Source organism: Streptomyces dengpaensis, assembly GCF_002946835.1.
Classification (GTDB): domain Bacteria; phylum Actinomycetota; class Actinomycetes; order Streptomycetales; family Streptomycetaceae; genus Streptomyces; species Streptomyces dengpaensis.
Genome location: NZ_CP026652.1, coordinates 4,688,843 through 4,703,283, shown reverse-complemented (window position 1 = coordinate 4,703,283; position 14,441 = coordinate 4,688,843). Strand labels below are relative to the sequence as shown.

17 protein-coding genes and 1 pseudogene are annotated in these 14,441 nt (G+C 69.7%); 3 read left to right on the top strand and 15 right to left on the bottom strand.

Annotated features, from left to right (window positions below; all coding sequences use genetic code 11):
- Position 1 precedes the first annotated feature (1 nt).
- From C4B68_RS21830 to C4B68_RS21805, 5 genes and pseudogenes are all read right to left on the bottom strand, one after another.
- Positions 2-439, bottom strand: coding sequence for a Fur family transcriptional regulator (locus tag C4B68_RS21830; protein WP_099503676.1), 438 nt, complete (start codon positions 437-439; stop codon positions 2-4).
- 15 nt (positions 440-454) lie between these two features.
- A complete protein-coding gene (locus C4B68_RS21825) occupies positions 455-1,030 on the bottom strand; it encodes a heme-binding beta-barrel domain-containing protein (RefSeq protein ID WP_099503678.1) in 576 nt (191 codons plus the stop codon).
- A gap of 223 nt (positions 1,031-1,253) precedes the next feature.
- A pseudogene (locus C4B68_RS21815) lies at positions 1,254-2,175 on the bottom strand (hypothetical protein).
- Positions 2,172-3,080, bottom strand: coding sequence for a hypothetical protein (locus C4B68_RS21810; RefSeq protein ID WP_306511416.1), 909 nt, complete (start codon positions 3,078-3,080; stop codon positions 2,172-2,174). Before C4B68_RS21810 ends, C4B68_RS21815 begins: the two are co-directional and overlap by 4 nt.
- Positions 3,077-3,844 (bottom strand): hypothetical protein, encoded by a 768-nt coding sequence (locus C4B68_RS21805; protein WP_240634430.1) that lies wholly within the window; start codon positions 3,842-3,844, stop codon positions 3,077-3,079. Before C4B68_RS21805 ends, C4B68_RS21810 begins: the two co-directional genes overlap by 4 nt.
- Before the next feature lie 114 nt (positions 3,845-3,958).
- On the opposite strand from C4B68_RS21805, the gene C4B68_RS21800 reads away from it, so the two are divergent.
- Positions 3,959-4,321, top strand: a complete 363-nt coding sequence (locus tag C4B68_RS21800; protein ID WP_099503685.1) for a DsrE family protein — start codon at positions 3,959-3,961, stop codon at positions 4,319-4,321.
- A gap of 83 nt (positions 4,322-4,404) precedes the next feature.
- Here the strand turns inward: C4B68_RS21800 and C4B68_RS21795 are convergent, their stop codons facing one another.
- The 9 genes from C4B68_RS21795 to C4B68_RS21760 all read right to left on the bottom strand — a co-directional run bounded on the left by C4B68_RS21795 (position 4,405) and on the right by C4B68_RS21760 (position 10,382).
- Complete coding sequence (locus C4B68_RS21795) at positions 4,405-4,824, bottom strand: VOC family protein (RefSeq protein ID WP_099503687.1); 420 nt, start codon at positions 4,822-4,824, stop codon at positions 4,405-4,407.
- Between the two features lie 31 nt (positions 4,825-4,855).
- The gene (locus C4B68_RS21790; protein ID WP_099503689.1) at positions 4,856-5,116 is read right to left on the bottom strand and encodes a DUF3099 domain-containing protein; all 261 of its coding nucleotides are present in this window, start codon (positions 5,114-5,116) and stop codon (positions 4,856-4,858) included.
- A gap of 242 nt (positions 5,117-5,358) precedes the next feature.
- A complete protein-coding gene (locus C4B68_RS21785; RefSeq protein ID WP_099503691.1) occupies positions 5,359-5,646 on the bottom strand; it encodes a DUF1416 domain-containing protein in 288 nt (95 codons plus the stop codon).
- A 44-nt stretch (positions 5,647-5,690) separates the two neighbouring features.
- A complete protein-coding gene (locus tag C4B68_RS21780) occupies positions 5,691-6,530 on the bottom strand; it encodes a sulfurtransferase (protein ID WP_099503693.1) in 840 nt (279 codons plus the stop codon).
- A gap of 146 nt (positions 6,531-6,676) precedes the next feature.
- A complete protein-coding gene (locus C4B68_RS44785; RefSeq protein WP_350310325.1) occupies positions 6,677-6,757 on the bottom strand; it encodes a putative leader peptide in 81 nt (26 codons plus the stop codon).
- A gap of 301 nt (positions 6,758-7,058) precedes the next feature.
- A complete protein-coding gene (locus C4B68_RS21775; protein ID WP_099503694.1) occupies positions 7,059-7,802 on the bottom strand; it encodes an LmeA family phospholipid-binding protein in 744 nt (247 codons plus the stop codon).
- A gap of 187 nt (positions 7,803-7,989) precedes the next feature.
- Positions 7,990-9,114, bottom strand: coding sequence for a hypothetical protein (locus tag C4B68_RS21770; protein ID WP_099503791.1), 1,125 nt, complete (start codon positions 9,112-9,114; stop codon positions 7,990-7,992).
- 8 nt (positions 9,115-9,122) lie between these two features.
- Positions 9,123-9,377, bottom strand: a complete 255-nt coding sequence (locus C4B68_RS21765; protein WP_099503695.1) for a MoaD/ThiS family protein — start codon at positions 9,375-9,377, stop codon at positions 9,123-9,125.
- Positions 9,378-9,497: 120 nt separating this feature from the next.
- On the bottom strand, positions 9,498-10,382 hold the full coding sequence (locus tag C4B68_RS21760) for an alpha/beta hydrolase (RefSeq protein ID WP_099503696.1): 885 nt from the start codon (positions 10,380-10,382) through the stop codon (positions 9,498-9,500).
- Between the two features lie 283 nt (positions 10,383-10,665).
- Here C4B68_RS21760 and C4B68_RS21755 point away from each other — a divergent pair, with 283 nt between their 5' ends.
- Together C4B68_RS21755 and C4B68_RS21750 are read left to right on the top strand one after the other, a co-directional pair.
- Positions 10,666-11,484, top strand: coding sequence for a winged helix-turn-helix transcriptional regulator (locus tag C4B68_RS21755; RefSeq protein ID WP_099503698.1), 819 nt, complete (start codon positions 10,666-10,668; stop codon positions 11,482-11,484).
- Between the two features lie 23 nt (positions 11,485-11,507).
- The gene (locus C4B68_RS21750; protein WP_099503700.1) at positions 11,508-12,530 is read left to right on the top strand and encodes a LacI family DNA-binding transcriptional regulator; all 1,023 of its coding nucleotides are present in this window, start codon (positions 11,508-11,510) and stop codon (positions 12,528-12,530) included.
- Between the two features lie 27 nt (positions 12,531-12,557).
- Here C4B68_RS21750 and C4B68_RS21745 read toward each other — a convergent pair whose 3' ends face one another.
- Positions 12,558-14,270: a trypsin-like serine protease gene (locus C4B68_RS21745; RefSeq protein WP_240634429.1), complete on the bottom strand. Its 1,713-nt coding sequence runs from the start codon at positions 14,268-14,270 to the stop codon at positions 12,558-12,560.
- Between the last annotated feature and the right edge of the window lie 171 nt (positions 14,271-14,441).

Sequence of the window (14,441 nt, the reverse complement as noted above, 5' to 3'; positions counted from 1 at the left end):
CCTACGACTTGGTAGTTGAACTCTTGAGCGAGCAGTCACGACAGCGGCCGAAGATCGCGAAGTGCTTCATGTCGGTGTCGAAACCGAAGGTGTCACGCAGCTTCGCGGTGAACTCGGCAGCCACGGAGAGGTCGGCCTCGATGACGTTCGTGCAGTCGCGGCACACCAGGTGTATGTGGTGGTGCCGGTCGGCAAGGTGGTACGTCGGCGCGCCGTGCCCGAGATGGGCGTGCGAGACCAGCCCGAGCTCCTCCAGGAGCTCCAGGGTCCGGTAGACGGTGGAAATGTTGACCCCCGACGCCGTCTTCCTCACCTCGATGAGGATGTCGTCGGGGGTCGCGTGCTCCAGGGTGTCCACGGCTTCGAGGACAAGCTGACGCTGCGGCGTCAGCCGGTAGCCGCGCTGCCTCAGATCGCTCTTCCAGTCGGTGCTCACCACACTGAAAGTCTAGGACTACTTGAAGAAGGCGATCCCGTTGTCCGGCATGTCGTCGGGGAGGGCCTTGGCCCAGCGCTCGACTTCCTCCGGGGTCATGGCCCTCTTCAGGTGCGCGGACATGTAGGGGCGCAGCTCGACCTCGGGGGTCTGCTTCTCGCCGACCCACAGGAGGTCGCTGTTGACGTACCCGTACAGACGCTTGCCGCCGGTGTACGGGCCGGACGCGGCTGTGCGGGCCACAGCGTCCGTGACCAGGTCGATCTGCGGCTTCTTGTCGGCCAGCTCGCCGTACCAGATCTCGACGACACCGTCGTCGCGGGTCATGACGACCTCGACCTTGCGGTTGCCGTCGATGCGCCAGAAGCCGGACTCGGTCTCCAGCGGCTTGACGTTGTTCCCGTCCGCGTCGAGCACCCAGGTGCGCGAGTGGTACTCCAGGAAGTCCCGCCCGTCGTGGGTGAAGGAGACCTCCTGCCCGAAGTTGCACTTCTCGGAGTCCGGGAAGTCGTGAACGCCCGCACCGGCCCAGTTGCCGAGCAGGAAGGCAAGGGGGACCAGGTCCTTGTGGAGGTCCGACGGGATCTCGATCATGAGGTCGATCCTTGATGGGGGGTCAGCGCTGGCCCTGGTACAGCTTCTTCACGGCCAGCCCGGCGAAGGCGACGACGCCGACGCAGACCAGGACCAGCAGGGTTTCGAAGAAGATCTCCACGGGTGCTCCTCGGATGAGCGGGGGTTGCGGTGTGCACAAGAGCCGGGACCCAGCTTACGCGGCTGGGGCCCGGCTCTCTCGGTCAGGTGCACCCCGGCGGGCTCAGCCGAGCAGCTGGCTCTGCAGGACGACCGTCTGCCGTCTGCTGGAAGGGGACCGCCTTCGCCACGCCCTTGCGGGACTGCACGACCAGGGCGAGGGTGTCTCCGGCCGACAGATACGCCAGGCGGTCCTGCTCGGCGCCGTACGGCTTGCTCTCCACGTAGGGGAACCGCATGACCTCGTCGACCGCCGAGCGCTCCAGGAACCGCTCGTCCCTGTGGACCTCTTCCGTGCCGCGCTGCGCGTACCGCGGGGAGTCGTAGTCCGCGAGCTCGGTGGCGGTCAGCTCGTCCGTGACGACCGCGGTGTCGAACTGCAGCAGGTAGATCCGCGTGTGCGTGCCGTCCCCGGTTGTCCAGCCGCGCGCGGCGATGTGCCGCAGGCCGTAGTCGGTCAGCAGCTGCCCGACGGTCTCCCGGTCCGCCTTCTCGGCGTACTCCGCCAGGAAGGTCTTCGTCGCCAGCCAGCCGTCCTCGCCGCGCAGCGCCGCGTCGGCCTTCGCGCCCTTCGGGGCGGGCAGGACGAGCTTGCGCAGGTCGGCGTAGTGCGCGCCGGTCCTGTTCGCCTCCGCCAGCGGGCCCGGGCTGCCGGAGGGCAACGGCGGCTTGGTGATCGTCGGGTAGTCCCAGCGCCCATCCGACTCCGTCGCCAGACCTGGTACGTCGGTGCGCTCCATCCGCGTGATGCCGTACGCGGCCGAGGTGCCGACCGCCGCGAACACCACGGCGGCGGCGGTCCAGCGCAGGACGGCGCGCAGGACTCGGCGGTCCTTCTTCACCGGGGCTGCCGGGGGCTCGACGGGGGCGGGCGGCGACTCGGGCATCGGCGGGAGGGCCACCTGCGGTTCGGTCTGCTCGGCCTGCTGTGCGGACTTCTCGACCTGCGGCTCGGTCTGCTCGACGGGTGTCGTCTGCTCGGTCATACCGCTTCCCCCGGTTCGGCGATGCGGTCGAGCTGTTCGCGCAGGAACGATGCGACCGCCTTGGTGTCCAGTGGCTTGACCGCGTGCGCGGAGACGCTGACCAGCACGTCGCCCTGGTAGGCGGAGCAGATCATCATGTCGAGCTTCTCGTCTTTGTCCTTGGGCGGCAGGAAGCATTCGGCGTTCTTGTGGCCCTCGATCTTCGGCCCCTTGCGGAAGATCTTGAGGGCTTCGAAGAACTCGTTCTGGAACGTGGACATGTTCCGGACCGCGGCCTTGTCCTCCATCTGCGCCAGCGCGACGCTCACCGTGAAGTCGTCGCCCGCGTCCGACGTGCCCAGGTAGGAGCGCATCGCCATGCCCTTGGTGTGCTGCTTGTCGATCTGCCTCTCCAGCCGCCGCCGCTGGGAGCGGGGCAGATCGCGGATCGACTCCTTGCGCAGGGCGGCGGCCTGGCTCCCGCTGAGCGAGGCGTCGGAACCGAACTCGGCGATGTCGGGGCCCCGGCTCCAGCCGTCCTCGTCGTACGGCACGAGCATCGCGGCGAGCCCGGATGCCGCCTTCGCCGGCGTGGCGTCGTCCTTCGCGGCCTTCGGGAACTTCCAGGTGGGCGCGCCGGCGTCACGGTCGGCGTCCTTGACGGTCACGACGGTGTACCCGGTGCCGCCGACGACGGCGCCGACGAGCAGCACGGACCCGGCGATGGCGGCGATACGACCGCGGCGCACGGACTTCTTGACGGGCGCGGGCTCCGGGGCTGGTTCCGAGGCGGGTATCGCGGCGGGCTCCGGAGCGGATTCCGCGGCGGGTTCTGCAGCGGACGCGACGGAGGTCGCCGGTTCGGCGGCCGCCACGGACTCCGATACGGGCTCCACGGGCCCCGGGTTTGTGGGGTGCTCGCTCACAGCCGCTCCATCTGCCGCTCGGCCAAGTCCATGATCTTCGCCTTGGGGATGGGCTTGGTGTCGTACACCCAGATCTCCATGGTGATGTCACCGCGCCAGGCGTGCGCCTCGGCCTCGTACACCGGCAGATAGCCGGGCTCCGTGTGGGCCTTGGTGTGTATGTACGCCATGCCGTCGCCCGTGCCGGGGATGGGCCAGCTGTTGGTGCCGTCCTCGTCGTTCGCCCAGTAGTGCTCGTTGTCGGCGGCCTCGGTGACGACGTGCCGCTCTTCCTGGCGGTACTGGATGAGCCGGATCTCGACGGTGTACGTGCTGCCGACGCGCCAGCCCGCTTCGACCCCGCGCCGGAACTCGTCGCCGAGCAGATTGCCGAAGGCCTCGGCGGGCTCGGTGTACTGCTCCGCGTGGCCGGCGACATCCAGCCAGCCGTCTTCACTCACCCACTCGGCGGCCCGCGCCCCCTTCGGCCGCTGCAGCAGCACCTTGCGCAGGTCGCCGTCCGTCTTCACCCGGCGGTCCTGGGCGGCGGACAGCGGCTCGGGGCCCTCACCCTTGGCCTGCGCCACGACCGGCTGGGACAGCGACGGCAGCTTGGTGGGCTCGCGGTCGGCCTGGATCAGAAAGCCGCTGCAGGCACCGGCGACGAGCCCGAGCGCGGCGGCGGTGGCGATCAGCAGGGTCGTACGCCCCCGACGGCGTACGCGCGGCGATTCCTCGGACGCACTTGACGCATCAGGCGCTACAGGAGCTTCAGGTACTTCCAAGACGTCCCCCCACAGGACATGAAGCGCGGATTCCGTATCCGCGTGCACGGGAGACCCATGGCCAACACCTTGGGTTGCACCGGAGTTGATCACGATTCGGACTACCATTCGGGTATGGAGAAGAAGCTCGTGATCAAGGTGACGGCGGGGGCCGATGCTCCGGAGCGCTGCTCACAGGCGTTCACCGTCGCGGCGGTGGCCGTGGCCAGCGGCGTGGAGGTCTCCCTCTGGCTGACCGGAGAGTCCTCGTGGTTCGCGTTGCCGGGCCGGGCCGCCGAGTTCGAGCTTCCGCACGCGGCGCCGCTGCCGGACCTGATCGACTCGGTCCTGGCGGCCGGGCGCATCACGCTGTGCACGCAGTGCGCGGCCCGTCGCGAGATCACGGAGAAGGACGTCCTGGAGGGCGTACGCATCGCGGGCGCGCAGGTGTTCGTGCAGGAAGCGATGGCGGATGAGACGCAGGCGCTGGTCTACTGAGGCGTCTGACGGGCTTCTGACTCGCTGCTGACTCGCTTCTGACGGGCTTCTGGCGCGCTTGTGATGCGGCGTCTGGTGCGCGTCTAGTGAGGCGGCTCGTGCGGGTGGTTCTTGCGTCTCCGGCGCGACTGATGCGTGTGTACCCAGAGGCAGAAGGGGTGCCCCGCCGGGTCGAGCATCACCCGTACGTCCTCCTGGGGCTGAAAGTCGGCGAGCCGTGCCCCCTCGGAGAGGGCACGGGCCGTTTCCGCGGCCAGGTCGTCGACCTCGATGTCGATGTGCAGCATCATCCGCTGGTCGCCGGGCGCCGCGGGCCACACGGGCGGGGTGTAGTTGCGCTCGGTCTCGAAGGCGAGCCCGGTGCCGCCGAACGACGGGCCGATGAGCACCCAGTCGGGCTCCTCGGCGCGCTTCACGTAGCCGAGCAGCCGCATGTAGAAGTCGGCCAGCCCATGGGCGTCAGGCGCGTCGAACACCACGGTGGACAATCTCGTACGCGACATATGAGCCCTTCGCTGCCGTCGTGCGTGCCGTCTACTGGTGTCGCTTCTTCCCGTCCAGCTCGTCCCACCACTCGTCGGACTTCGGGTCCCCGGACGGGTCGTCCCACCAGCGGTCCTCGGGCCCCCGCCGATTGGCCACGATCGCGGCCAGCGGCGGAATCACCATGGCCACCACGCACATCCCCACGGCGACCGGAACCGACCAGAGCCGCACGACTCCCCAGGCCAGGACGAAGAGCCCGATACACGTCCCCATCATGGCGAAGTACATGTGACGCCGGCGTGCGTACATACATCCAGCGTAGGCCGCACAAGCCGCCCACCGCAGGCCCGCGTAAGCCGTCCGGCGGGGGTCCGGGGAAGCCGTCCGGCGCGGAGCCGGGAAAGCCGTCCGGCGCGGAGCCGGGAAAGCCGTCCGGCGCGGAGCCGGGAAAGCCGTCCGGCGCGAGGCCGGGAAAGCCGAAGAGCCGCACCCCGATCCGGTAAGCGTCCAACCCCCGGGGGTGCGGCCCTCTGGCCGTTCTCTTGGTGCCGTCAGACGGCGATCGCGACCTCGGCGAGGCCGCCCGTCTGGGCGACGACCGTGCGGTCGGCGGTGCCGCCGGGCACCAGGGCGCGTACGGTCCACGTGCCCTCGGCCGCGTAGAAGCGGAACTGGCCCGTCGCGGAGGTGGGGACCTCCGCCGTGAACTCGCCGGTCGAGTCCAGGAGGCGGACGTAGCCCGTCACCGGCTCGCCGTCACGGGTCACCTGCCCCTGGATCGTGGTCTCACCGGGCTTGATCGTCGAGGCGCCGGGGCCGCCGGCCTTCGCTCCACACATATGTCGATTCCGTCCTTCAGGCCTTTGAGGGTTGCTTAGCCGGGTTACTTGTTGGCCCCGAGCTCGATCGGGACGCCGACGAGGGAGCCGTACTCGGTCCAGGAGCCGTCGTAGTTCTTGACGTTCTCCACGCCGAGCAGCTCGTGCAGCACGAACCAGGTGAGCGCCGAACGCTCGCCGATGCGGCAGTACGCGATGGTGTCCTTGGCGAGGTCGACCTGCTCCTCGGCGTAGAGCTCCTTGAGCTCGTCGTCCGACTTGAAGGTGCCGTCGTCGTTGGCGTTCTTCGACCACGGGATGTTGCGGGCGCTCGGGATGTGACCCGGGCGCTGCGACTGCTCCTGCGGCAGGTGGGCCGGGGCGAGCAGCTTGCCGCTGAACTCGTCGGGGGAACGGACGTCGACCAGGTTCTGCGCGCCGATCGCGGCGACGGCCTCGTCACGGAAGGCGCGGATCGAGGTGTCCTGGGCCTTGGCCTTGTACTCCGTCGTGGCACGGGCCGGGACCTCGGCCACCAGGTCGCGGGAGTCCAGCTCCCACTTCTTGCGGCCGCCGTCGAGGAGCTTCACGTTCTCGTGGCCGTACAGCTTGAAGTACCAGTAGGCGTACGAGGCGAACCAGTTGTTGTTGCCGCCGTAGAGGATCACCAGCGTGTCGTTGGCGATGCCCTTCTCCGACAGGAGCTTCTCGAAGCCGGCCTGGTCGACGAAGTCACGGCGGACCGGGTCCTGGAGGTCCTTGGTCCAGTCGATCCGGATCGCGTTCTTGATGTGGTTCTTCTCGTACGCGGACGTGTCCTCGTCGACCTCGACGATGGCCACGTTCGGGTCGTCCAGGTGGTCCTGGACCCAGTCGGCGTCTACCAGGACGTCGCTGCGGCTCATGCTTTTCTCCTCCGGGGCAGTTGCGGCGGGGCGATGCGTTAGAGAGGGGGGTGCGCGGTCATGCCGGTGACGGCTGCGCGGCACAAGGGTGGCCCTGACAAGAGGGGTCGAAGGGCCCGGCTCGCGGAAGTTACGAAGGCTTCCGCTCAGAAGGTGCGACAGAGCATGGCGGCGACGCGGCACAGGTCTACTGCCCGCCGCTTCGTGAGGTCCGCCTGTCGCTTCATGCCCCCGATCGTAGGGACGGACGGGCGGGCGTGTCACCGGCGTGTCGCATTCTGAGATGCGATCGTCCACGATGCGGGACGCCAGTGGGGCCGATCCCGCGCCTGCCCGATTCCCGGGCGCCCGCGTCCGCCATCAGCCCGTCCGCACATCTACTGTACGGACGGCCCCGTCTCGCTCCTCGGACATCGCGCCCCCAGGAGCCCGGCAACCGTCCGCCCGACCGACTTGACGTCCGAACCCGACCGGCTCGACGTCCCTGCCCCGACCGGCCTGACGTCCGAACCCGACCGGCTCGACGCCCTACCCGACCAGCTTGACGTCCGAACCCTTCACGGAGATGTCCACGCCGTTCTGCGTCGCCTCGACCTTGTCGAGCTGGATGCCGCCAGGCAGTTCGTCGATCTTCTGCTCGAAGTCGGTGATCGCGCGGATCCGGCCCTCGGCGAGCTCGACGCCCAGCTTGGGCAGGGTGTCGGCGTGCACCTTCACGGTGTTGCCCGAGACGCTGACGGAGCTGAGCACGGAGACCGGCTGGGGCAGCTTGGTGCCGAGGACGGTGGCCTCGACCGTGACCTTGATCTTGCCGTTGCCGCCGTCGGAGAGGCCGATCACCTGGGCGGTGACACCGGCCGCGACCTGCGTCGGCTCGGCCTTGGCCGCCTTCAGCAGCTCGGCGTACGAGATGGACGCGGTGCCGGTGGCGCTGCTGGCCGTGGCCGAGCTGTAGTCGCTGTTGAAGGCGACGCCGTGCATCTCGGCGTTCAGGTCGTCGATGCGAATGGTGTCGGCGGTGGCGTTGGCGCCGCCCGTCGAGGCCTCGTAGTCCTTGATGCCGATCTTCACGTCGTCGAGCTCGCCGCCGACGACCTGGGTGAGGAAGGGGAAGCCCTCGATGGACACGTCGGGGGTGCTGGCCAGCCCCTCGGTGCTCTTGATCCGGTCCGCCGCCTCGTCCTCCGCGAACCCGACCGCCACCCGGTCCGCGATGACGAACAGGCCGCCCAGGATGACGACGACGATCAGGATTGTCCGCAGTGCGCGCATGCTCGGTCTTTCCCCCACCTCAGTGGTCTCGGGCCCGGTCTCCGCGACCCGTGACGACCTGGGTGGCCGTCCGGCGCGAGCCTAACCCCGCAGGGCCCCCGGAAACGGGGCCCTTCGAGTCGGTTGTCGATCAGCTGTGACGATCAGCGGGGTCCCCCACGCACAACGCCGCGCAGAGCGCCACGTCCTAACCCAAGGCGCGGCCCAGGAGGTAGACCGCCGGGGCGGCCGCGGCGAGCGGCAGGGCCACGCCCGCAGTGAAGTGAACGAAACGGGACGGGTAGTCGTAACTGGCCACCCGGTGGCCGATCAGCGCGCACACCCCCGCTCCGAGGCCGAGGAACGCGCCCTGGGACCCCAGATCCGTCATCCCGCCGACCGCGAACCCGACGCCCGCGGCCACCAGCAGCGAAACCACCACGGAGGCCGCCGTGGGCAGTGGCAGCGCGCGCACGAGGATCGCCACGGCGACGGCGGCCGCGCCCACGGTGACGGCGTCCGGCTCGGCCGCGAGATGTCCGGTCGCGACGATCGCCAACGCCGCCGAGGCGACGGTCGCCATCAGGCCGTACATCCGGGTGTCCGGGTCGGCGTGGTTGCGCAGTTGCAGGACGAGGGTGAGCAGGACCCAGACGCCGAGGGTGCCGAGGATCGCGGCGGGCGCGTTCTCCCGTCCGGTCGCGAGCAGCGCCACGTCCGCGGTCACCGCGCCCAGGAACGCGAGCGCGATGCCCTGCCGGGCCGGCCACATCCCGTTCAGCCGGAACCATCCCGCCGCAGTGACGGCCTGCAGCAGGACGAGGGGGACGACAAGCGCGTACTCCCCGATCGCCGCCGCACCGGACAGCAGCAGCCCGAGCAGCGCCGTGAGCGCGGCGGGCTGGATCCCGGGTTCGATGATCGGCGACCGTCCCTCCGCGCGGGCGCGCTGGGCGTCCGTGATGCGGGGGTTGCCCGTGACGGTGGGGGGACCGTATCCGGGGGCGTCCTCGGCAAGGCTTTGGGCGGTCGTCCCGCTGGGGCCATGGGCCGGGCCACCGGCGCCGGGCGCCTGCTGGCCGGAGTGCTGGTGTGCGGGCGTCCACGCGGGCGCCGGCGCCTCCTGAGGCAGCGATGCGGTGCCGTGCCCGTACACGGGCTCCGCATACCCCTGCGTCGGCACATACGCCGTATCCGCGGCGGACACCGGCGCCTGCGCCTGCGTCTCCCAGGTCTGCCCCTCCCACTGCTGGGTGTATCCCTGCCACTCGGGCTGAGGCTGCTGCTGGGCCTGCTGATACGGGTCGTAGCCCTCGTACGGCTGATTGCTCATCGTCTCGCTCATCCTCCTGCGAACGGCGGGAGCACCTCGACCGTGCCGCCCTCGGCCAGCCGTACCGTCTCATGCTCGCGGGTCCCCACGGGGTCACCGTCGATGAGGAACGAGCATCGCCGCAGGACGCGGACGAGTTCGCCGGGGTGTCGCTCGCGGGCCTCGTCGAGTGCCTCGGCGAGCGTGCTCGCGTCGTACGGCTCCTCGGCGACGCCTGCCGCGGCCTTGGCGGCGGCCCAGTAACGCACCGTGCCCTTTGCCATCTCGTTCCTCAATCACTGGATACGTGCATCAGTGGATCTCGTACGGTGGATCTCGTACATCGGTGGATCTTGTACGTCGGTGGGTCTCGTACGTCGGTGGATCCTGTGAACACCGTCAGGCTAGCCCGCGTGTGCGACAGCCCAGTCCCCGATACGGGCCAGCAACGCGTCGTCCGCGGCGTTCTCCGCGTGCCCCATCCCGTGCTCCAGCCACAGTTCGGCGTGGCCCCCGGAGGCGGCGGCGAGCATCCGCGGGTGGTCGACGGGGAAGTAGCCGTCCTGGTCGCCGTGGACGATGAGGAGCGGGGTGGGTGCGATGAGGGGGACCGACTCGACGGGAGAGGCGGGTACGGGGTCCCACTCGCGGTGGTGGATGCGGGTGCGCAGGCCGTAGCGGCCCACTATCCGGCCCACCGGCTGCGTTACCAGCCAGTGCAGCCGTCGCATAGGGGCCGTGCCCCGGTAGTACCAGCGGGCCGGTGCGCTCACCGAAACCACCGCGTCCGTATGCGCATCCGTGCGCCCCTCGTGCTCCTGGCCCTGCTGCCGGCCCTGCCTGCGCCCGGCCTCTGCCGTTTCTCCGTAGATGGCCGCGTGCCTGAGCACGACCGACCCGCCCATCGAGAACCCCACGGTGGCCACGCGCGCGTGCCCCAGCTCCCGCGCCCACGCCACGGCCGCCGCCAGGTCGTGGACCTCGCGGTCGCCGACCGTGGAGCGGCCGCCGGAGGCGCCGTGACCACGGAAGGAGAAGGTGACGACCGGTGCGTGGCGCGCGAGAATCCCCGCCGCGCGGCACACGTGCGGGCGGTCCAGATCGCCCGTGAAACCGTGCGCGACAATGAACGCGAGGTCACCGGAAGCCCCCGTTCCGGGGTCGTACGCCGCATCGATCGTCACCCCGTCGACCGTGAGCAGAAACCTCCGCACAGGGGTGCGGGGCGCCGTCTCAAGGTGTGGACGATAGGAAGATCCCGCCGCTTGACCTGCCGAACGTGAACTCATGTGGGCTATTCTGCTGGGCAGAGGACTCGGGCAGCGTAGCCCCCGGGTCCTTTTGTGCTTTCGGAAGCGTTGTATACGAAGCGGGAAACCGCGGGTGTACGGGCCTCGAACGCGCAGGCGGATCCCAGGGGCGCGGGAACCGCACGTACACAGCAGTGCCGCAAACTCCCCCACTGCCCAAGGGCGTGGGAGGTGCCCCCATCGCAGGGACCGAGGAGGAACCAGACGTTATGGGCGAGCGAACCGTGCACGAACGTAAGACGACCCAGGCAGGTGGGGCGCGATGAGTTCTCTGCTGCTCCTGACCAATGCCCTTCAGCCGTCGACGGAGGTGCTTCCCGCTCTCGGCCTGCTGCTGCACAACGTACGCGTGGCTCCGGCGGAGGGCCCGGCTCTCGTCGACACCCCCGGCGCCGACGTCATCCTGATCGACGGCCGCCGTGACCTCCCGCAGGTGCGCAGCCTGTGCCAGCTGCTGCGGTCCACGGGCCCCGGCTGTCCGCTCATCCTCGTCGTGACGGAGGGCGGCCTCGCGGCCGTCACCGCCGACTGGGGCATCGACGACGTCCTGCTCGACACCGCGGGACCGGCCGAGGTCGAGGCGCGCCTGCGCCTGGCGATGGGTCGCCAGCAGATCGTCAACGACGACTCCCCCATGGAGATCCGCAACGGCGACCTGTCGGTCGACGAGGCGACGTACAGCGCGAAGCTCAAGGGCCGGGTCCTCGACCTCACCTTCAAGGAGTTCGAGCTCCTGAAGTACCTCGCGCAGCACCCGGGCCGCGTCTTCACGCGCGCCCAGCTGCTCCAGGAGGTCTGGGGCTACGACTACTTCGGCGGCACGCGCACGGTCGACGTCCACGTACGACGACTGCGCGCGAAGCTCGGGCCCGAGCACGAGTCGCTCATCGGAACCGTGCGGAACGTCGGTTATCGATTCGTTACTCCCGAGAAAGTGGACCGCGCCGCGGACGAGGCGAAGGCCAAGGCGGCCCAGCCAAAGCCGGATGATGCGGACGAGAGGGCGCACCTGGACGCCGCCGATGCCGAGCGGGCTGTCGCGGAGGTGCGGGAACCCGCCGTACGCCCTGCCCAGAGGTAGGTCCATCCGCGTAGACTCCGCGCGTGGCCAAGGTGACTCGGGATGATGTGGCGCGACTGGCGGGTACCTCCACCGCCGTCGTCAGCTATGTCATCAACAACGGACCCCGGCCGGTTGCCCCGGCCACGCGCGAGCGCGTTCTCGCCGCGATCAAGGAGCTGGGGTACCGGCCCGACCGGGTCGCCCAGGCCATGGCATCGCGGCGGACCGAGCTCATAGGCCTGATCATCCCGGACGCGCGCCAGCCCTTCTTCGGGGAGATGGCGCACGCGGTCGAACAGGCTGCCGCCGACCGCGGAAAAATGGTCCTCGTCGGCAACACCGACTACATCGCCGAGCGCGAGGTCCACTATCTGCGCGCCTTCCTCGGCATGCGGGTCTCCGGCCTGATCCTCGTCAGCCACGCGCTGAACGACCACGCGGCCGAGGAGATCGAGGCCTGGGACGCCCGCGTGGTGCTGCTGCACGAGCGCCCCGAGGCGATCGACGACGTCGCGGTCGTCACGGACGACATCGGCGGCGCCCAGCTCGCCACCCGCCACCTGCTCGAACACGGCTACGAGTACGTGGCCTGTCTCGGCGGCATCGCCGAGACCCCGGTCGTCGGCGACCCGGTCTCCGACCACGTCGAGGGCTGGCGGCGCGCGATGCAGGAGGCGGGCATCTCCACTCAGGGGCGCCTTTTCGAAGCCCTCTACAACCGCTACGACGCCTACGAGGTCGCCCTCCGCCTGCTCGCGGGCCCGGACCGTCCGCCGGCCATCTTCTGCTCCACCGACGACCAGGCGATCGGCGTGCTGCGGGCGGCGCGCGAGCTGCGTATCGACGTACCGGGCGAGCTGGCCGTGGCCGGCTTCGACGACGTCAAGGAAGCGGCCCTGACGGACCCGCCGCTGACGACGATCGCGTCGGACCGTTCGGCGATGGCTCGCGCGGCCGTCGATCTCGTCCTCGATGACGGGCTGCGGGTCGCGGGCTCGCGCCGCGAGCGCCTGAAGCTGTTCCCGTCACGCCTGGTCGTGCGCCGGTCCTGCGGCTGTGAGTAAGCAGGACCGACGCACGACGGTGAGCGTCTAGAACAGCAGGTTGTACTGGTTGAACCCCGTGCCCAGGCTGATCCGCGAGCCGAAGAGGCTGCTGGACGCCTTGTTGGTGCCCGGGTAGAGCCAGAGCGTGCCGCCGGAGTCGCGGGCGATGACGTCGGCGATGCCGTCGCCCGTCACGTCGCCGTTGGACACGTACGAGGTGAAGTTCCAGCCCGTACGCGCCTGGATCCGTGTCGCGAACGGCTTGTGCTCGACCTGCGTGCCCTTGTAGAGGTACAGGACCCCGGAGCTGTTGCGGACGAGCAGGTCGGCGCGGCCGTCGCCGGACAGGTCGCCGCGGCCGAAGATCTTGACGTTCTTCCAGGCCCGGTCGACGACCTTGACGCGGCCGTAGAACTGGCCGGTGCCCTTGCCCGGGTAGAGGTAGACCGAGCCGTCGGCGTCCACCGCGACCAGGTCGGGGCGGGCGTCACCGGTCATGTCGCCGGGGATGGCGTACGACTTGTAGCCGCCCCACACCGAGCTGATCTGCATCCACTCGAACTCCCACGTGGAGTGGTTCAGGTAGCTGCGGTACAGCTTGCCGTCGCCCTTCTCGCGGATGATCAGGTCCTGGAAGAAGTCCCGGTCCAGGTCGGCCTGCATGCCCCAGCTGATGGTCTCCCAGCCGCTGCTCTGGAAGGCGCGCTGCGCAAGCGAGGTGCCCTTGCTGTTCTGCTGGAACAGGCCCCCGGAGGGCGTACGGGCCAAGAGGTCGGCCTTGCCGTCGAACGACATGTCGGTGTCGTCGATGCGCGGCTGAGCGGCCCAGGTGTACGAGCTGACCTTGGTGAAGACCGGGTACGCGCCCTTGGCCGTGCAGCCCGCGACGCCCCACGAGACGATGCCGATGATCTTGCCGCCGGTGATCACCGGGCCGCCGGAGTCACCGTTGCAGGGGCTCTTGGTGCCCTCGTCGGTGCCGGTGGCCGGGGTGCCCGCGCAGAACATCGAGCCCTCGACGAAGGCGTCCTCACCGAGGACCGCCCGCATGCCGCTGTCGCAGGTGGCGTCGGACTGGACCGGCAGGTCCACCTTGCGCAGCTTGGACGACAGGTCGGCGCCGTCCTCGCCGGAGGTCAGACCCCAGCCGTAGACCGTGGCGTTGTTGCCCGGCGCGTACCACGGGGTGTCGTTGGCGGACGCGAGCCGCATCCACTTCTGCTCCAGCGGGCGGTCCAGGGTGAGGACCGCGATGTCGTTCTGGATGGTCGTGTCGTTGTAGCGCGGGTGGTTCCACTGGCGCCAGACGCCCGCGACCGTGCCGTTGGTGTCGTCGTACAGGTCGGTGGCACCGGCGAGCACGGCACCGTTGTTCACCCAGTCGAGGCCCGCGACGCAGTGCGCCGCCGTCAGAACCTTGTTCGGGGCGACGAGGGTGCCGCCGCAGAAGTAGCCCTGGCCGGTCGCGTCGTCGTAATAGGCGAGCTGGACCATCCAGGGGGCGGAGGAGACGGTCGTCTCGCTGCCCCCGATGATGAACGGGGTCGCCTTGGGGGTCTGCTCGGGGGTCGCCTGGTCCTTGGCGGCCTCGATGACGCGGTCGCGCAGAACCTTGTCGGAGGCGGCCGGCTTCACGGGCTGGGAGACCGGCGCGTCGGGCAGCGACGCCGTCGGGTCGTCCGCCGCTGTCGCGGGCTGCGCCGCGAGGGCGCCGGCGCAGGTCAGCGCCAGCGCGAGGGCGGCCGCGGGAAACGCCATGACAGGGCGTCTCAGGCAACCGCGCAGGGCACGTATCACTAGGGCTCCTGGTGTGGGTCGTCGTCGTAAGGGCCCAAGGAGGGCGTACGACGCGACACACGAGCCCGCCCGAAAGCGATCGCCACAGCACCTGCAAGCAGCTGCTCGCCATCGCTTACATCGATTCAGGCA